Here is a 16,915-nt window from a genome sequence, read left to right as displayed (position 1 = left end):
CCGGCGGCTGCCTTGATCGTCAATCGACGATGGGCGGCAGGATCTCTTCGATCCGGTCGCGCAGATGGGTGTGCTGGCGCGGCAGTTTCAGCGCCTCACCGAGATGGGCGGTGTCCTCGTCGCGGTCGAAACCGGGCTCGTTCGTCGCCACCTCGAACAGCACGCCGCCAGGCGTGCGGAAGTAGATCGCCCAGAAGTAATCACGGTCGATGACCGGGGTGACCTGGTAGCCGGTGTCCATCAAGGCCTTGCGCACTTCCGCTTGAGCCGCGCGGTTTTCGACCGCAAAGGCGACGTGGTGGACGGAGCCAGCGCCCTGTCGGGCCGCCGGCGCACCGGGCAGCACTTCGAGGTCAATAAAATCGGCACCGTTGCCGCCTTTAACGGCATAGCGGGTCAGGTCACCACGGCGATCGACATCCTCGTAGCCCATGAACTTCAAGAGTTCACCCGTAGCACCGCCATCGCGCAACCGCATGGTCACGCCATGGAAGCCGTGCACGCCCTCACTCACCGGCACACCGCCGCCGGAAAAGGGCAGACGCGCATCGCCATCGACTTCGGTCAGCGCGAAGCCGTCGCCATCCGGGCCGAGGAAGCGCAGGCGCTTTTCGCCGAAGGCTTCATCTTGCGCAAGGCCGGTAAGACCCTTGCCGGCAAAACGTTCCTGCCAGTAGCCGAGTGAGCCTTTCGGTACGGAAAAGACGGTTTCGGCAACCTCCCCGGCGCCACGATTGCCTCTGGCGATGTGCGGGAAGGGGAAGTAGGTCATGACGGTACCGGCCGAACCGGTCTCGTCGCCGTAATAGAGATGATAGACGTCTGGCGCATCGAAATTGACCGTCTTCTTAACTCGGCGCAGCCCGAGCGTCTTGGTGAAGAAGTCGTTGTTTTCCTGGGCGTCGGCGGCCATGGAGGTGACGTGGTGCAGGCCTTTGATCTGGGTAAGCATGATGTGGTCCTCGCTCTCGGGTGTCTTCGTTGAGCAAGAGATAGAGCCAATGGCGCCTCATTAGAATGGGCACAATAATGCATATATTATTGACAAAAACGCAACATTTGATAGACAGGTTCTGTCCGCTAAAGCACTTCCGGCCAGCACTTCGACGCAACGTTGCATAGGCCACCGGACTAGACTAAAGTCGAAAAATTGAATCCGGTTTCTCTTTGGGTCATATAGACCCGGTAGAGTGATTGAGAGATTGCCGTTGTCGTTTCCAGGAAAAGAATTGAGTTGCGTAGGCCTCTGCTTCGGAACGCCCGAGGCACCCAGCCTGACCACTGTCCCGATCAAGGCCGCGACTTTTTCCGTTACCAGCATCTGCAAGGACCTGGGTGAGGAAACGGCCAACGACGTACGGCTACCCGCCTGCGATGCCTATTTCCTCATGCTCTATCTCGAAGATGCAGACCACGCCGATATCCTGGCGGACGGAACGTGCACGCCGGTCCACCGCTACGAGCAGGGATCGATCTGCCTCGTTGATCTGGACGACGGTGCAGCCATTCGCCTGCACAGCCGACTGAATTCGCTGACCTTCGTTCTGCCCAAGACGCTTTTCGAAGAGGCCGCCTCGCTATCGTCGGGCACGAAGATGCGCCGACTGGCCTGTCGGCGAGGCAAGCCGGATGGTGTGCTCGCAAATCTCGGCACCGCCCTGCTCGCGCTGCTGACCGGCAGCCGAGCGTCCTCGCCGCCAGCGCTGCTCGGGCATATGGCCGTCGCCATCTGCGCCCATCTCCTGCATCAGTACGGCGAAACACCGGAAGGTGACCCCACCATCGGGCGGCTGCCCTCTGTCCCCACGGCGGGGGCGCAGCAGGCGGCCGATGACGACGAACCGCCGCTCTTTCCCATCGCCACGGCCACCGATCTTGCCGAAGAGACGTTCCTGCTGGACTTCAAGCGCGCGACGGGACTGGCACCCTTTCAATGGCTTACGCGGATGCGCGTTGAGCGCGCGAAGGAGTTCATGGCGGAACACACCCTGTCCATTGAAGCAATTGCCCGTCAATGCGGTTTCGGCGACCTGGAACACTTCAACCAGGCCTTCACTGTCGAAACCGGCATGACGCCAGCGGCCTGGGGCCGCAAGCACGTCAATTGATGCAAGCTGTTTGCTTCGGCAAGAAAATCTTGCACTCTGGGCTTCTCCAACGGCTGGTGCGGGGAGGACACGATGAACGATGATTCAGTTCCGGAAACGGTCGATATGGCTGCTGCCATGCGCCGCTGGGAGCTACGTGCCTCGCCGCTCACCATCACACGACTGAGTTCCGACCGAGACGATCTAGTCCCCGATCCCCCGAATGCGCCCGAAGACGCGTTCCATATCATTACCCAGCTCCGTGACTTCCGCCTGCACCGGCTATGGCGGGGGGAGGCGCTGATCTTCGAGGGGGGGCACCCGAAAGGCGCGCTGGCCATCACCGATCTGCGCGAGGAGTGGCGCTGCCACCATCTCTCGCCCTTCGACAATGTGCGTTTCAAGATCCCCTTCCAGCACGTACGCGCCCTCGCCACCGAACTTAGCCGGCCGGAACTGTCGGGCTTTAAATGCCGGCCCGGCACGCTGGACGCGGTGATGCTAGGGCTCGCGCAAGCGCTGCTGCCTGCACTGGAACGGCCACAGCAGGCAAGCCGCCTGTTCCTCGAACAGGTCGGCCTCGCCATCCTCACCCATCTCACGCAGACCTATGGCGGGGTCTATTTTCCGGTCGATCGCAAGGGCACGCTGGCGCCCTGGCAGGAAAAACGCGCGCTTGAACTCCTCGCTGCACGCCTCGATGGCGGGGTCTCCATCGCGGAACTGGCGGAAAGCTGCGACCTGTCGCGCAGTTATTTCATCTCGGCCTTCAAGGCGAGTTTCGGGCGAACGCCGGCCCGCTGGCTGAACGAGTATCGCGTCGCCTGCGCCAAGGAATTGCTGTCTGGCGACCTACCGATTGCCGAAATCGCCATCGGATGCGGCTTTGCCGACCAGAGCCATCTCACCAAGGTCTTTGCCGCCGTGACCGGCGAGACGCCCGCCCGCTTTCGCCGTGAGCGCCGCTCCGCAAAAATTTAGGGTGTCGCCACGGGGCTGGATCGGGTAGCTTGCCCGTGGGGAAGCCAACTTCGGAGGAAAAAGGCATGGGCAATGCCCCTTCCGTTTCGGCCGCCTCTCCTTCCCGCGACAGCCTGGGGTGCAGCCTTTCACGGCTCGAAGATGACCGGCGCGTCGAGGCAAGCGGCATGACCTTCCATCGCAAGAAGGCGACCTCGGCCCCGCCCGAACCGGTCTACACGCCCGCAACCAGCCGCGGCTACCTGCTCGGCCTGTCGCTCACCGGCGGCCATCGCCGGCGGATTTTTCACGCGCATCATTCTAGTGTGCACGATTTTGCGGAGAATGCCGTCTATCTGCGTTCCTTCCAGGAAGCCTACCAGGCAGAACTGGCCGGTTCGTTCGATTTCGCTCTCCTGGAAATCGGTCCATGTGCGCTCGAGCGCTTGGCCGACAGCGCGGATCTCGCGGGCGTCAGCGAGTTGCAGGCCTTCGGGGAGGAGTCCGATCCGGTGCTCGGCGGGCTGATGGGTGCACTCTTCGCCCCAACCAGCGATCAGCTGGAGCACAGCGCCCTCTTCGTCGACCAGCTTTCGCTGGCGATCGGTATCCATGTTGCGCACCACTACGGCAATGCCGCGCGCGAGACCGTGACGGAGCGTGCGAAGGGTCGGCGCCTTTCGCTGCGTGGCATGGCCGCGGTGCAGGACATGATGCGCGACCGGCTTCACGGCGATGTCGCGATCGAGGATTTGGCACGCGCTTGCAACCTTTCCGAAGGCGCCTTCCTGCGTGCCTTTCGCGAGACGGTGGGCAAGACCCCGCATCAGTTCCTCATGCAGGAGCGTGTCGAAAAGGCGCGCGACCTGCTCGCCTTCTCCTCCCTGACCCTCAGCGAGGTCGCCGCCGCCTGCGGCTTTGCCGACCAGAGCCATTTTTCGCGAATTTTCTCGCGCATCGTCGGCGCCGCGCCGGGGACCTGGCGGCGCAGCCGCAAGGCGTGAGCCGAAGCGGCATGCTGCCGCGTGCAATCAGAGAACTGTACCCTCTGCTCGCACGCGAACAAGAGCGAGTTTGGCCGAGAAACCTGTCAGAATGTTCAAAAGACAAACATAGGCGACAAGAACGGTACGGAGCACAGGGGCATAGTCCGGTTCGAAGAGAACTGAAACCGGCATCCAAAAAGGAGGACCCCATGACCCTGAACGCGACGCCCACCCCCGGCAGCCTGCTGATTTCCCCCAAGGATCACACGCTGATCATGATCGACTTCCAGTCGCAGATGGCCTTTGCGACGAAATCGATCGATGCCGTGAACCTGCGCAACAACGCCGCTCTCGTCGCCCATGGCGCCAAGGGCTTCGGCGTTTCGACGATTTTGACCACGGTGGCCGAAAAGACTTTTTCCGGTCCGATGTTCACCGAGATCACCGAGGCCTTCCCGGGCCAGGCCCTTCTCGACCGGACCTCGATGAACACCTGGGAGGACGCCGCCGTCATCGACGAGGTGAACCGCATCGGCAAGAAGCGCCTGGTGATGTGCGGCCTGTGGACCTCCGTCTGCATCGTCGGCCCGTCGCTCTCGGCGCTCGACCAGGGCTTTGAGGTCTACGTGATCACCGATGCCTGCGGCGATATTTCCACCGAGGCCCATGATCGGGCCGTGGACCGCATGGTTCAGGCGGGCGTGCGCCCGATGACCTCGCTGCAATACCTCCTGGAACTCCAGCGCGACTGGGCCCGCACCGAAACCTACGAGATGACGACTGGCATCGCGAAGAAATTCGGCGGCGCCTACGGCCTCGGCATCATCTACGCCAAAACCATGTTCGGGGCTTCCGAGGGGCACTGAGTTCGTTCCCCCTCCCGCACTCATTGCCCGCTCCGCCCGTCCGCAGGCCGCGCTGCGGACGGGCGTTCGATCCAGGATGGAGAAGGAAGCCATGATGAAGATCTATCTGCTCTCGCTCGGTGCCGGCCTCATGGTGGGCGTGCTCTACAGCCTGCTCAATGTGCGCTCGCCCGCCCCGCCGGTCGTCGCGCTGATAGGCCTGCTCGGCATTCTCGTCGGCGAACAGATCGTGCCGCTCGCCAAGTCGTTCTGGAACCGTGACCCGGCCGCGCAATCCTGGCTGCAGCACCACGTCAAGCCGCATGTCTTCGGTGAGATGCCGAAGGGCGGAAAACCGACCGACAGGACACACGTCTGATGCCGACCCGTCGCAATTTCCTTGGCGCGACCGCTGCCGCCCTGACACTGGGCAGCGCCGCCACGCAGGCCCAACAGGAGTCCCGTTTGATGACTGCCGACCTCATCCTTCATAACGGCCGTTTCACGACCCTCGACCGCAGCAATCCACAGGCATCAGCGGTCGCCATCGCGGACGGCACCTTCCTCGCCGTCGGCGACGAGCGCGAGGTTATGGCGCTTGCCGGCCCGGAGACGCGGGTGATCGACCTCAAGGGCCGCAGCGTACTGCCCGGGCTTTGCGACAACCATACCCACGTCGTGCGCGGTGGCCTGAACTTCAACATGGAACTGCGCTGGGACGGCGTGCGCTCGTTGGCCGACGCCATGGACATGCTGAAACGGCAGGTGGCGATCACCCCGCCGCCGCAATGGGTGCGCGTCGTCGGCGGCTTTACCGAACATCAGTTCGCTGAAAAGCGCCTGCCGACCATCGAGGAGATCAACGCGGTCGCCCCCGACACTCCGGTCTTCCTGCTGCATCTCTATGATCGCGCATTGCTCAACGGCGCGGCCCTGCGCGCCGTTGGCTACGGCAAGGACACGCCGAACCCGCCCGGTGGCGAGATCACCCACGACGCCAGCGGCAACCCGACCGGCCTGCTCCTTGCCAAACCCAATGCCGGCATCCTTTACTCGACACTCGCCAAGGGGCCGAAACTACCCCTCGACTACCAGGTCAACTCCACGCGCCATTTCATGCGTGAACTGAACCGGCTCGGCGTTACCTCCGTCATCGATGCCGGCGGCGGCTTCCAGAACTATCCGGATGACTACGCTGTCATTCAAAAACTCGCCGACGAGAACCAGATGACCGTGCGGCTCGCCTACAATCTCTTCACCCAGAAGCCGAAGGAAGAGAAGGAAGACTTCCTCAACTGGACGAAGTCGGTCAAATACAAGCAGGGCAACGACTATTTTCGCCATAACGGGGCCGGCGAGATGCTGGTCTTTTCCGCCGCAGACTTCGAGGACTTTCGCGAGCCGCGGCCGGACATGCCGCCGGAAATGGAGGGCGATCTCGAAGGGGTCGTGCGCATCCTTGCGGAAAACCGCTGGCCCTGGCGCATGCATGCAACCTATGACGAGACGATTTCCCGTGCGCTCGACGTCTTCGAGAAGGTCAACCGCGACATCCCGCTCCAAGGCCTCAACTGGTTCTTCGATCATGCCGAGACCATTTCCGAACGCTCGATTGACCGGGTGGCGGCGCTTGGTGGCGGCATCGCGGTGCAGCACCGCATGGCCTATCAGGGCGAATATTTCGTCGAACGCTACGGCCATGCCGCAGCCGAAGCCACGCCCCCCGTCGCCCGCATGCTGGAAAAGGGCATCAAGACCTCCGCCGGCACGGATGCGACCCGCGTCGCCTCCTACAACCCCTGGGTCTCGCTGTCCTGGATGGTGACGGGCAAGACCGTGGGCGGCACGGCGCTCTATCCGCGCGCCAACTGCCTCGACCGCGAGGCGGCCCTGCGCATGTGGACGGAGAACGTCACCTGGTTCTCCAACGAGGAGGGCAAGAAGGGCCGCATCGAAAAGGGCCAGTTCGCCGACCTCATAATCCCCGACAAGGATTTTTTCACCTGCGCGGAGGACGAGATCTCCTTCCTCTCCTCCGAACTCACCATGGTCGGCGGCAAGATCGTCTACGGCGCGGGCGATTTCTCCCGGCTGAACGAAAACCCCGTGCCTCCGGCGATGCCCGACTGGTCGCCGGTCAGAACCTTCGGTGGTTATGCAGCCTGGGGCGAACCGGAGGGTGCCGGCAAACGCTCGCTCCGGCGCACCGCGATCTCGACATGCGGCTGCGCCAGTTCTTGCGGCGTGCATGGTCATGACCACGCCGCGGCCTGGACGTCGAAACTGCCGATCGGCGACCCGAAGGGCTTTTTTGGCGCGCTCGGCTGTGCCTGCTGGGCAGTTTAAGGAGACAATATGCTGCAAACCATGGAACAGCGCGCGGCAAAGGTCTGCGCGCCCTTCATCATCAGCCATCCGGTGCGGCTTCTGGCACTTCTCGGCCTGTGCGCCGCCTATATCCAGGGCAGCTTGATGAAGCTCTTCGATTTCAACAGCGCGATTGCCGAGATGGAGCATTTTGGCCTGACGCCTGCCGCCCCGTTCGCCGCCGCGGTCATCTTCTTCGAACTCGTCTGCTCAGCCATGGTGCTGACTGGCTTTTGCCGCTGGATCGGCGCGTTGGCACTCTCGGCCTTCACGCTGATGGCGACCTTCATCGCGTTGCGCTTCCGGGAAATGACGCCCGGCATGGAGCGCATGATGGCGACCAACGCCTTCTTCGAGCACCTCGGCCTCGCCGGCGCCTTCCTGCTCGTCGCGTGGTATGATCTGCACCGCTGGAAGACGGCCCCCCGGGAGGACTGGACCTGATGGCCGCCGAGACCGCCCGCCCGCCCGGCGCCTTCGCTCCATTGCGCCAAAAAGTCTTCGCCGTGCTCTGGGTAGCGACGATCGTCGGCAACATCGGTACCTTCGTTCGCGATGTCGCAAGCTCCTGGCTGGTGACAGACCTTTCCGCAGCCCCCGCCGCCGTGGCGCTCATCCAGGCCGCCTCCACCTTCCCGATCTTCCTACTGGCAATCCCCGCCGGCGTGCTCTCCGATATCCTCGACCGGCGCAAATTCCTCATCGTCATCCAGCTCATCCTCGCCACCGCCAGCATCTCGCTGCTGACGCTGTCGGCCACCGGCCTGCAATCGATCACCTCGCTCGTCGCCTTCACCTTCATCGGCGGCATCGGCGCGGCGCTGATGGCGCCCACCTGGCAGGCGATCGTGCCGGAACTGGTGACGAAGGCCGACGTCAAGGGCGCCATCGCGCTGAATTCGCTCGGCATCAACATTTCGCGCGCCATCGGCCCGGCCCTCGGCGGCGTGCTGCTCGCCACCTTTGGCGCGGCCGTTACCTATGGCGTCGATGTCATCAGTTATGTCTTCGTTATCGCCGCCCTCCTCTGGTGGCGACGTCCCGTCGATAGCGAGGACGCGCTGTCGGAACGCTTCTTCGGCGCCTTCCGCGCGGGCCTGCGTTATGCCAAGTCGAGCCGCGAGCTGCATGTCGTGCTGGTGCGCGCCGCCGTGTTCTTCGCCTTTTCCAGCGCGGTCTGGGCGCTGCTGCCATTGGTGGCGCGCAACCTCCTCGGCGGCACGGCCGGTTTCTATGGCGTGCTGCTTGGTGCGGTGGGTGCCGGCGCCATCGGCGGCGCCTTCCTGATGCCGATGCTGCGCGCCCGTTTCGACGTCGATGGACTGATGCTGCTTGCCGCCATAGCCGCTGCCGCGGTCATGGCCGGGCTGTCGCTTGCTCCGCCGCAATGGGTGGCGATCCTCCTGTTGCTCGTGCTTGGCGCCGGCTGGATCACCGCGCTCACCACGCTCAACGGCACGGCGCAATCCGTGTTACCCAACTGGGTGCGCGGCCGCTCACTTGCCATCTACCTCACCGTGTTCAACGGCGCTATGACCGCAGGCAGCCTCACCTGGGGAACGATCGCCGAGGCACTTGGCATTCCCGCCACGCTGCTTGCCGCCGCCGCCGGCCTCACCATCATCGGCCTCGTCTTCCACCGGCTGAAGCTGCCCAAGGGCGAGGCGGACCTCGTGCCCTCCAACCATTGGCCCGAACCGCTGACATCGGGCACGGTCGCCAACGACCGCGGCCCGGTGCTGATCACCGTGGAATACCGGGTAGACGCCGCCGACCGGGCACCCTTCCTTGCCGCCCTCGACACCTTCTCCTCCGAGCGGCGGCGCGATGGCGCCTATGGCTGGGGCGTGACGGAGGATGCGGCCGACCCGGAGATCTTCCTCGAATGGTTCTTCGTGGAATCCTGGGCCGAACACCTGCGCCAGCACCGACGCATCTCCAAGGCCGATGCCGATCTCCAGCAGGAGGTGCGTCGCTTCCACAAAGGCGATGATCCGCCGACAGTCCGCCACCTGCTCGCCGCCGACCGGCGCTGACGAAACGCCGCCAACACAACCCGACTAGAGGAGTAGGTCCATGACCGACGGGAGCACCATTTTGCCTGTCACCCGGCGGCAGACGCTTGCCGCCGCGGCCCTTGCCGGCGCCGCCACGCTGCTGCCCCGCCTTGCGCTTGCCCAGACCGAAACCGCAACTGAAGAAGGAGCCAACCCGATGAGCACCATCACGACGAAGGACGGAACCCAGATTTTCTACAAGGACTGGGGCAAGGGTCAACCGATCCTGTTTTCCCACGGCTGGCCGCTTTCGGCCGACGCCTGGGATGGCCAGATGCTGTATTTCGGCCAGAACGGTTTTCGCGTCATCGCCCATGACCGCCGCGGCCACGGACGCTCGGACCAACCCTGGGACGGCAACAACATGGACCAATATGCCGACGACCTTGCCGAGTTGATTGAAACGCTCGACCTGAAGGACCTCGTCATGATCGGCCATTCCACCGGCGGCGGCGAAGTTGCGCACTACATCGGCCGCCACGGCTCCGCCCGTGTCGCCAAGGTCGTGCTCGTCGGCGCCGTGCCGCCCCTGATGCTGAAGACCGAGGCCAACCCGGAGGGCTTGCCGCTCGACGTCTTCGACGGCATCCGCCAGGGCACGGCAACGAACCGCTCGCAGTTCTTCAAGGAAGTCTCCATGCCCTTCTATGGCTTCAACCGCGAGGGCGCCAAAGTGAACGAAGGTTTTCGCGAATCCTTCTGGCTGCAGGGCATGATGGGCTCCATCAAGGGCCACTACGACTGCATCCGGGAGTTCTCCGAGGTCGATTACACGGAGGACCTGAAGGCCATCGACCGCCCAACCTTGATCATCCATGGCGACGACGACCAGATGGTGCCCATCGCCGCCTCCGCCGAAAAATCCACAAAGATCGTCAAGGATGCCAAGCTCCTTGTTTACAAGGGTGGCTCGCATGGCTTGGCGGAAGTCGAGGCGGAAAAATTCAACGCCGACGTGCTGGCCTTCATCAAGAGTTGATGACGGCTGAGGCGTCGGGGCGGAAACCTCCCGGCGCCTTCCTTCAAAGCCCCCAGACGACGGATTCCTCATGGCGTTTGATGAGGTGCTTGAGGTTGTCGAAGCCGCTCTGCACATGGCGGGCGAAATGATCGACCGCCGGCATGCGCGGTGCATCGGCACGCTTCAGGAGGCCGAGTGCGCGCTGCGGATGGGGCACGTTGACCGGCAGCGCGGTGATCGATTTCTCATTACGCTGGGCAAAGACCACGCTATGCGGCAGCACCGTCAGGGCATCGGTGCCCTTCAGGTAGTTGACGACGCTCATCAGCGAGCCGCCGGTATAGCGGATGCGAATCTCGGTGGCGCCGAAGGAGAGCAGCATGCTGCGCAGGTCGGCCAAAAGCGGACTGCCCGGCGGCGGTGCGACCCAGGGATAGTCGAGCAGATGCGTCGGCTGCGGCCGGCGCTTCAACAGCAGCGGATGTGTCACCCGGCAGGCGACGACGTTGCGGCCGGGCAGGATCTCACGGAATTCCAGCCCGGAGCCCTCGTCGAGAATATCGATCGGGCAGATGGCGAGGTCGATCTGGTCGGCCTTCAGCGCAGCGCGCAGATCGGAAAAATAGCCGTAGATCTGGTCGACGCGCACGTCCGGATGCTGGTTCTGGAATTCTGCAATCATCCCGGCGATCAGCGCATCCATGAAGAAGGGTGTACCGCCGATGCGCACCGTGCCGCCCTTGCCGACACGAAAGCTCTCGATCGTATCCGATGCCTTGCGGGAGGCCGCAAGCATGGTCTGGCCATGATCCGCCAGCGCCCGGCCGAGCGGCGTTGGCTGGAGCGGCCGCCTCCCCTTCAGGAATAGCGGTTCGCCCAGACGTTTCTCCAACATCGACAACGTGCGCGAGACGGCGGGCTGCGCCATTCCGAGCAGTGCCGCCCCCTCGGTAACGCCGCCCGTCTTGACGACGGCGGCAAGCTGGATCAGGTGGCGTTCGTCGATTTTCATAACGATCCGTTATATTCTTGCCGAACAAAATCATCAATGCCGATCCATGCCTTTGCTAGTGTCTTCCTACGTTGGAGGACGAAGCATGGCAGTCCCTGTCGATACGCTCATCTCGCCAGAGGTGTTTTCCCGGCGGCTTGCGGCCGCGGGCGAAGAGCCGTTGCGGCGAGCGCTGGTCGGTGCCGTCGCCCATCTCCACGCCCTCATCCGCGAATTGAAGCCGACGCCGGCCGAGTGGCGCAGCCTGATCACCTTCCTCACCGATGTCGGCCACGCCTCGGACGACCGCCGGCAGGAATGGGTGCTGCTGTCAGATCTTCTCGGCGCGACGGCCCTTGTCGAAGAGGTCAACACCCATCGCCCCAAGCAGGCGACGCCTGGCACGCTGCGCGGCCCCTTCTTTCGCGCCGATGCACCGGCCCGCACCCTCGGCAGCGACATCTCGCTCGATGGCGTTGGCGAACGGCTCGCCGTCTTCGGCCGCGTGGTGGATCTCGACGGCGAACCCGTCGCCGGGGCCGAGATCATCACCTGGCAGGCAAATGCCGCCGGCCTCTACGAAAACCAGCAGCCCGATCTCCAGCCGGAATTCAACTTGCGCGGCCTGTTCCAGACGGATGGGGAGGGGCGCTTCCACTACCTCACCGTGCGCCCCGCCGGTTACGGCGTGCCTGACGATGGTCCGGTCGGCGCCTTGTTGCTGAAGGCCGGCCTGCCCCTGCGCCGCCCGGCGCATCTGCAATTCCTGATCAGGGCGGCCGGCTTCGAGACGCTCGTCACCCATCTCTACGACGGCAGCGATCCGCACCTTGCCGAGGACCCGCTCTTCGCCGTCAAGCCCGAGCTGATCTGCCGCTTCGAGCGCATGGGCGAAAAACCCTGCTGGCGGCTCGATTTCACCTTCGTTCTGGCGCGCGCCAAAAAACAGGGAGCCGGAACATGACCCGCGATTTCGTCTATTCGACCAGCCCGGCGCATATCGTCTTCGGCCCGGGCAAAGCCGGAACCGTCAGCGACTGGATCGACCGCATCGGCTGTCGCCGTGCGCTCGTGCTCGCAACGCCGCACCAGGAGAGTGATGCGCAAAGACTGGCGGAAACGCTTGGGCCCCGCGCGGTCGGCGTCTTTGCCGGGGCGGTGATGCACACACCCGTCGACGTGACGGAACGGGCGATGGAGGTGGTGCGCCAGACCGCGGCTGATGTCGTCGTCTCGCTCGGCGGCGGCTCGACGACGGGGCTCGGCAAGGCGATCGCCTATCGCACCGACCTACCGCAGATCGTCATCCCCACCACCTATGCGGGCTCCGAGGTGACGCCGATCCTCGGCCAGACGGAGGCGGGCCGCAAGACGACGGTGCGCAGCGCCAGCATCTTGCCGGAAGTGGTGATCTACGACCCAGCGCTCACCCTCGGCCTGCCGGTCGGCATGAGCGTGACGAGCGGCCTCAACGCCATGGCCCATGCCGTAGAGGCGCTCTATGCCGAGGACCGCAACCCCGTTTCCTCGCTGATGGCCGTCGAGGGCCTGCGCGCCTTCCGAAAGAGCCTACCGGCGATCGTCGCCTCGCCAAGGGATGAGGCGGCACGGTCGGACGCACTTTATGGTGCATGGCTCTGCGGCACGGTGCTCGGCACGGTCGGCATGGCACTGCACCACAAGATCTGCCACACGCTCGGCGGCACGGTCGATACGCCGCATGCCGAGACCCATGCGATTATGCTGCCGCACACCGCGGCCTTCAACGCCGTCGCCGTGCCCGACATGCTCGCCCCCGTGGCCGAGATTTTTGGCGGTTCTGTCGGCGGCGGGCTCTGGGATTTCGCCAAGGCAGCCGGCGCGCCGCTGGCGCTGAAGGATCTCGGGCTTTCGGAAGGCGATCTCGACCTAGCGGCCGATATCGCCACACAAAACCCCTATCGAAACCCGCGCCCGATCGACCGCCCGTCGATCCGCGCACTGCTGCAGGATGCCTGGGAGGGCCGGCGGCCGGATTGACAACGCCCGAAAAGGGACTGGGAGGAGGACCCATCATGCTGACGAGACGCGATTTCCTGAAGACGACGGCCGCAGGCAGCGCCGCTGCCCTGACATCCGGCCTTTCCATGCCGGCACTGGCGCAAAATGCGCCGCTGAAACTCGGCTATGTCAGCCCGCAGACCGGGCCGCTCGCCGCCTTCGGCGAGGCCGACAGCTTCGTCATCGACAATTTTCTCGCCGTCGCGAAGGCCAAGGGGCTGAACTACGAGATAACAGTAAAGGACAGCCAGTCGAACCCCAACCGCGCGGCGGAAGTCGCCAAGCAACTCATCGTCGACGACGAGGTGAACCTGGTGCTCGTTGCCTCGACGCCGGAGACGACCAATCCCGTCGCGACGACGTGCGAGGCGGAGGGCATGCCCTGCATCTCCACCGTGGCACCCTGGCAGCCCTGGTTCATCGGCCAGCAGGGCAATCCCGGCGATCCCGCCTCGTGGAAACCCTTCGATTACGCCTACCACTTCTTCTGGGGGCTGGAGGATGTCATCGCCGTCTTCACCAACATGTGGGCGCAGGTCGAGACCAACCGCAAGGTCGGTGGCCTCTTCCCCAATGACGGCGACGGCAATGCCTGGGGCGACAAGACTGTTGGCTTCCCGCCCGTACTGGAGAATATGGGCTATTCGCTGAACGATCCCGGCCGCTATCAGAATATGACGGATGATTTTTCCGCGCAGATCAATGCCTTCAAGGCCGGTCAATGCGAGATCATCACCGGCGTCGTCATCCCGCCCGATTTCACCACCTTCTGGAACCAGGCTAAGCAGCAGGGTTTCGTGCCGAAGGTCGCCTCGATCGGCAAGGCGCTGCTCTTCCCGCAGGCGGTGGAGGCGCTGGGCACGGCCGGGCACAATCTTTCCTCGGAAGTCTGGTGGTCGCCGAGCCATCCGTTCAAGTCGTCGCTGACGGGCGAAAGCTCGGCCGAGGTCGCCGCCGCCTTCACCAAGGCAACCGGCCGTCCCTGGACGCAGCCGATCGGTTTTGCCCATGCGCTCTTTGAACTCGCGGTGGACGCGCTTTCCCGCGCCGAGGACCCGACGGACGGCGACGCGGTCGCCGCCGCCATCGCGGCGACGAAACTCGATACGCTCGTCGGCACCGTCGCCTGGGACGGCAAGGGCCTGCCGCCGTTTGCGGCGAAGAACATCGCCAAGACACCGCTTGTCGGCGGCCAATGGCGACTGAAGGACGGCGGCGGCTACGACCTCGTCATCACCGACAACAAGACCGCGCCGGCCATCCCCGTCGGCGGGACGATGGAAGCGATCGCCTGAACGTGCGGAGGATGGGCGGCCTCGGAGGCGCAAGATGACCCTGTTACAGCTCGATGGCGTTTCCAAGCGTTTTGGCGCGCTCACTGTCGCGGAAGCGATCAGCTTTTCCGTCGGCGAAGGCGAGGCGCTCGGCATCATCGGCCCGAACGGGGCCGGCAAGTCGACGCTCTTCAACCTGATCAACGGCACGATCGCCGCCGACAGCGGCACCATCCGCTTTTCCGGTGCCGACGTCACCCGCACACCGCCGATGGCGCGCTGTCTTGCCGGCATGGGGCGCACCTTCCAGATCCCCCAGCCCTTCGAAAAGCTGACCGTCTTCGAAAACCTGCTGGTCGCCGGCAGTTTTGGCGCCCGGCGCAGCGAGGCGGAGGCCTACGACCGCTGCGCCAAGATTCTTCACGACACCGGCCTCATCGACAAGGCCAACGTGCCGGCGGGCGGCCTCAGTCTGCTCCAGCGCAAACGCCTGGAACTTGCCCGGGCGCTCGCCACCGAACCGCGCCTCCTGCTGCTCGACGAGATCGCCGGAGGGCTGACGGAGGGCGAATGCCAATCGCTCGTCGCCACCATCCGCGCCATCCATGCCAAGGGCGTTGCCGTGATCTGGATCGAGCATGTGCTGCATGCGCTGACCTCGGTGGTGGAACGGTTGCTGGTGCTGAATTTCGGCCGGGTGATCGGCATCGGCGGGCCGGCCGAGATCATGGCCTCACGCGAGGTCAAGGAAATCTATCTGGGGATCGAGATATGACCGCCCTCCTCGAAACCAAGGGCCTAACGGCTTTCTACGGCGATTTCCAGGCGCTGTTCGGCGTCGATATCCGCGTGGAGGCCGGTGAGACCATTGCCATCATCGGCGCCAACGGCGCCGGCAAGACGACGCTGATGCGTGCCATTTCCGGCGTGCTCAAAAGCGCCGCCGACACCATCCATTGCCGGGGCGAGGCGATCGGCGCGCTCCCTGCCCCCGATATTCTGGCCCGCGGCGTCGCCATGGTGCCGGAGGGGCGGCGGCTGTTTCCCTCGCTGACGGTGGAGGAGAATCTCCTCATCGGCGCCTATGGCAAGCGCCGCGGCGCCTGGACGCTCGACAGCGTCTACACGCTCTTCCCGATCCTCAAGGAGAGGCACAACAACCCGGCGACGGCGCTTTCCGGCGGCCAGCAACAGATGGTGGCGATCGGCCGGGCGTTGATGGCCAATCCTGATGTGCTGCTCTGTGACGAGATCAGCCTCGGCCTCGCGCCCGTCGTCGTGCGCGATATCTACGCCGCCTTCCCGCGCATCCGCGCCTCGGGCGCCTCCATCGTCATCGTCGAGCAGGATATCGGCCAGGCGCTGAAGGTGGCCAGCCGCGTCTATTGCATGATGGAGGGGCGCATCACCCTTTCCGGCCGGCCGGACGAACTGAGCCGCGAAAACATCCACGCCGCCTACTTCGGAGCCGTGCGCCATGAACCTCATTGACACCATCGTCCAGGGCGTATTGCTCGGCGGTCTCTATGCGCTGTTCGCCGCCGGCCTCAGTCTCGTCTTCGGCATCATGCGGCTGGTCAATCTCGCGCATGGCGACCTAATCGTGCTCGCCGCCTTCCTGCTGCTCGTGCTGGTGAGCACGCTCGGCCTCAACCCCTTCCTCGCCGCGCTCATCATCGCACCCGTCATGTTCGCGCTCGGCTATGCCCTGCAGGAGGTGCTGTTCAACCGCACGCTCGGGAAGGACGTGCTGCCGCCGCTGCTCGTCACCTTCGGCCTGTCGATCGTCATCCAGAACGGCCTTCTGGAGGGCTTTTCGGCCGATAGCCGCCGTATCTCCGCGGGATCGCTGGAAACGGCTTCGATAGCAGCCGGCCCCGTCATTATCGGCCTGATGCCGCTGCTCGCCCTTCTCTCGGCCGTCGCCGTCATTGTCGGGCTGAACCTCCTCATCTACCGCACTGCGCTCGGCCGCGCCTTCCGCGCCACGTCAGACGATGCAGTAACGGCCGGCCTGATGGGTATCCACCCGCGCAAGATTTTCGCTGTCGCGACGGGGCTTGCCATGGTGGTGGTGACGATTGCCGCGCTCTATCTCGGTACCCGCGCCAATTTTGATCCGACCGCCGGTCCGGCCCGGTTGATCTACGCCTTCGAGGCGGTGATCATCGGTGGCCTCGGCTCGCTCTGGGGCACGCTTGCCGGCGGCATCATCCTCGGCGTGGCGCAAACGGTCGGCGCGGCGATCAATCCCGAATGGCAGATTCTGTCCGGCCATCTCGCCTTCCTCGCCGTCCTTCTGGTCAAGCCGCGCGGTCTCTTCCCGCGCGCCGTCGATTGAGGTGTT

The 16,915-nt window shown here is 64.4% G+C and carries 17 protein-coding genes; 15 read left to right on the top strand and 2 right to left on the bottom strand.

The features are described 5' to 3' along the window. Positions 1-19: 19 nt before the first annotated feature. Positions 20-952: a ring-cleaving dioxygenase gene (locus AC1RT2_RS18525; RefSeq protein WP_493104191.1), complete on the bottom strand. Its 933-nt coding sequence runs from the start codon at positions 950-952 to the stop codon at positions 20-22. 277 nt (positions 953-1,229) lie between these two features. Here AC1RT2_RS18525 and AC1RT2_RS18520 point away from each other — a divergent pair, with 277 nt between their 5' ends. From AC1RT2_RS18520 to AC1RT2_RS18480, 9 genes are all read left to right on the top strand, one after another. Next, the gene (locus AC1RT2_RS18520; protein WP_493104189.1) at positions 1,230-2,108 is read left to right on the top strand and encodes a helix-turn-helix domain-containing protein; all 879 of its coding nucleotides are present in this window, start codon (positions 1,230-1,232) and stop codon (positions 2,106-2,108) included. A 72-nt stretch (positions 2,109-2,180) separates the two neighbouring features. Continuing rightward, positions 2,181-3,068 carry a helix-turn-helix domain-containing protein gene (locus tag AC1RT2_RS18515; RefSeq protein ID WP_493104187.1) on the top strand — a complete coding sequence of 296 codons (888 nt, stop codon included), beginning with the start codon at positions 2,181-2,183 and terminating at the stop codon, positions 3,066-3,068. Positions 3,069-3,133: 65 nt separating this feature from the next. Next, the gene (locus tag AC1RT2_RS18510) at positions 3,134-4,051 is read left to right on the top strand and encodes a helix-turn-helix domain-containing protein (RefSeq protein ID WP_493104185.1); all 918 of its coding nucleotides are present in this window, start codon (positions 3,134-3,136) and stop codon (positions 4,049-4,051) included. A 197-nt stretch (positions 4,052-4,248) separates the two neighbouring features. Beyond that, the gene (locus AC1RT2_RS18505; protein ID WP_493104576.1) at positions 4,249-4,899 is read left to right on the top strand and encodes a hydrolase; all 651 of its coding nucleotides are present in this window, start codon (positions 4,249-4,251) and stop codon (positions 4,897-4,899) included. Positions 4,900-4,993: 94 nt separating this feature from the next. Continuing rightward, a complete protein-coding gene (locus tag AC1RT2_RS18500) occupies positions 4,994-5,257 on the top strand; it encodes a XapX domain-containing protein (RefSeq protein ID WP_069063801.1) in 264 nt (87 codons plus the stop codon). Between the two features lie 89 nt (positions 5,258-5,346). Further along, the gene (locus AC1RT2_RS18495; RefSeq protein WP_493104573.1) at positions 5,347-7,224 is read left to right on the top strand and encodes an amidohydrolase; all 1,878 of its coding nucleotides are present in this window, start codon (positions 5,347-5,349) and stop codon (positions 7,222-7,224) included. 21 nt (positions 7,225-7,245) lie between these two features. Continuing rightward, positions 7,246-7,689: a DoxX family protein gene (locus AC1RT2_RS18490; RefSeq protein WP_493104571.1), complete on the top strand. Its 444-nt coding sequence runs from the start codon at positions 7,246-7,248 to the stop codon at positions 7,687-7,689. Further along, complete coding sequence (locus AC1RT2_RS18485; protein WP_493104183.1) at positions 7,689-9,281, top strand: MFS transporter; 1,593 nt, start codon at positions 7,689-7,691, stop codon at positions 9,279-9,281. The genes AC1RT2_RS18490 and AC1RT2_RS18485 overlap by 1 nt, the downstream gene beginning before the upstream one ends. A gap of 178 nt (positions 9,282-9,459) precedes the next feature. Continuing rightward, positions 9,460-10,281: an alpha/beta fold hydrolase gene (locus tag AC1RT2_RS18480; protein WP_493104569.1), complete on the top strand. Its 822-nt coding sequence runs from the start codon at positions 9,460-9,462 to the stop codon at positions 10,279-10,281. A gap of 43 nt (positions 10,282-10,324) precedes the next feature. Here the strand turns inward: AC1RT2_RS18480 and AC1RT2_RS18475 are convergent, their stop codons facing one another. Next, entirely contained in the window at positions 10,325-11,275 is a 951-nt protein-coding gene (locus tag AC1RT2_RS18475) for a LysR family transcriptional regulator (RefSeq protein WP_493104180.1), read from the bottom strand. Positions 11,276-11,360: 85 nt separating this feature from the next. On the opposite strand from AC1RT2_RS18475, the gene AC1RT2_RS18470 reads away from it, so the two are divergent. The 6 genes from AC1RT2_RS18470 to AC1RT2_RS18445 are packed head-to-tail and all read left to right on the top strand — an operon-like array spanning position 11,361 to position 16,909. Further along, positions 11,361-12,218: a dioxygenase family protein gene (locus AC1RT2_RS18470; protein WP_493104178.1), complete on the top strand. Its 858-nt coding sequence runs from the start codon at positions 11,361-11,363 to the stop codon at positions 12,216-12,218. Next, on the top strand, positions 12,215-13,273 hold the full coding sequence (locus tag AC1RT2_RS18465) for a maleylacetate reductase (RefSeq protein ID WP_493104176.1): 1,059 nt from the start codon (positions 12,215-12,217) through the stop codon (positions 13,271-13,273). Before AC1RT2_RS18470 ends, AC1RT2_RS18465 begins: the two co-directional genes overlap by 4 nt. A 35-nt stretch (positions 13,274-13,308) precedes the next feature. After that, positions 13,309-14,589: an ABC transporter substrate-binding protein gene (locus AC1RT2_RS18460; RefSeq protein ID WP_493104174.1), complete on the top strand. Its 1,281-nt coding sequence runs from the start codon at positions 13,309-13,311 to the stop codon at positions 14,587-14,589. A gap of 34 nt (positions 14,590-14,623) precedes the next feature. Further along, positions 14,624-15,343: an ABC transporter ATP-binding protein gene (locus AC1RT2_RS18455; RefSeq protein WP_493104172.1), complete on the top strand. Its 720-nt coding sequence runs from the start codon at positions 14,624-14,626 to the stop codon at positions 15,341-15,343. Continuing rightward, a complete protein-coding gene (locus tag AC1RT2_RS18450; protein ID WP_493104170.1) occupies positions 15,340-16,059 on the top strand; it encodes an ABC transporter ATP-binding protein in 720 nt (239 codons plus the stop codon). Before AC1RT2_RS18455 ends, AC1RT2_RS18450 begins: the two co-directional genes overlap by 4 nt. Then, the gene (locus tag AC1RT2_RS18445) at positions 16,046-16,909 is read left to right on the top strand and encodes a branched-chain amino acid ABC transporter permease (protein WP_493104168.1); all 864 of its coding nucleotides are present in this window, start codon (positions 16,046-16,048) and stop codon (positions 16,907-16,909) included. The genes AC1RT2_RS18450 and AC1RT2_RS18445 overlap by 14 nt, the downstream gene beginning before the upstream one ends. Positions 16,910-16,915 lie beyond the last annotated feature (6 nt).

It is taken from the genome of Shinella sp. GW821-FHT11G07 (assembly GCF_058808115.1).
This window is presented reverse-complemented; position numbering and strand designations above follow the sequence as displayed.

What these genes read in the sequence shown, in the direction of transcription:
- AC1RT2_RS18500 (WP_069063801.1), top strand. Translation starts at nt 4,994, where the DNA reads ATGAAGATCTATCTGCTCTCGCTCGGTGCCGGCCTCATGGTGGGCGTG.
- AC1RT2_RS18465 (WP_493104176.1), top strand. Translation starts at nt 12,215, where the DNA reads ATGACCCGCGATTTCGTCTATTCGACCAGCCCGGCGCATATCGTCTTC.
- AC1RT2_RS18450 (WP_493104170.1), top strand. Translation starts at nt 15,340, where the DNA reads ATGACCGCCCTCCTCGAAACCAAGGGCCTAACGGCTTTCTACGGCGAT.
- AC1RT2_RS18510 (WP_493104185.1), top strand. Translation starts at nt 3,134, where the DNA reads ATGGGCAATGCCCCTTCCGTTTCGGCCGCCTCTCCTTCCCGCGACAGC.
- AC1RT2_RS18525 (WP_493104191.1), bottom strand. Translation starts at nt 952, where the DNA reads ATGCTTACCCAGATCAAAGGCCTGCACCACGTCACCTCCATGGCCGCC.
- AC1RT2_RS18495 (WP_493104573.1), top strand. Translation starts at nt 5,347, where the DNA reads ATGACTGCCGACCTCATCCTTCATAACGGCCGTTTCACGACCCTCGAC.
- AC1RT2_RS18490 (WP_493104571.1), top strand. Translation starts at nt 7,246, where the DNA reads ATGGAACAGCGCGCGGCAAAGGTCTGCGCGCCCTTCATCATCAGCCAT.
- AC1RT2_RS18460 (WP_493104174.1), top strand. Translation starts at nt 13,309, where the DNA reads ATGCTGACGAGACGCGATTTCCTGAAGACGACGGCCGCAGGCAGCGCC.
- AC1RT2_RS18485 (WP_493104183.1), top strand. Translation starts at nt 7,689, where the DNA reads ATGGCCGCCGAGACCGCCCGCCCGCCCGGCGCCTTCGCTCCATTGCGC.
- AC1RT2_RS18480 (WP_493104569.1), top strand. Translation starts at nt 9,460, where the DNA reads ATGAGCACCATCACGACGAAGGACGGAACCCAGATTTTCTACAAGGAC.
- AC1RT2_RS18470 (WP_493104178.1), top strand. Translation starts at nt 11,361, where the DNA reads ATGGCAGTCCCTGTCGATACGCTCATCTCGCCAGAGGTGTTTTCCCGG.
- AC1RT2_RS18515 (WP_493104187.1), top strand. Translation starts at nt 2,181, where the DNA reads ATGAACGATGATTCAGTTCCGGAAACGGTCGATATGGCTGCTGCCATG.
- AC1RT2_RS18475 (WP_493104180.1), bottom strand. Translation starts at nt 11,275, where the DNA reads ATGAAAATCGACGAACGCCACCTGATCCAGCTTGCCGCCGTCGTCAAG.
- AC1RT2_RS18455 (WP_493104172.1), top strand. Translation starts at nt 14,624, where the DNA reads ATGACCCTGTTACAGCTCGATGGCGTTTCCAAGCGTTTTGGCGCGCTC.
- AC1RT2_RS18445 (WP_493104168.1), top strand. Translation starts at nt 16,046, where the DNA reads ATGAACCTCATTGACACCATCGTCCAGGGCGTATTGCTCGGCGGTCTC.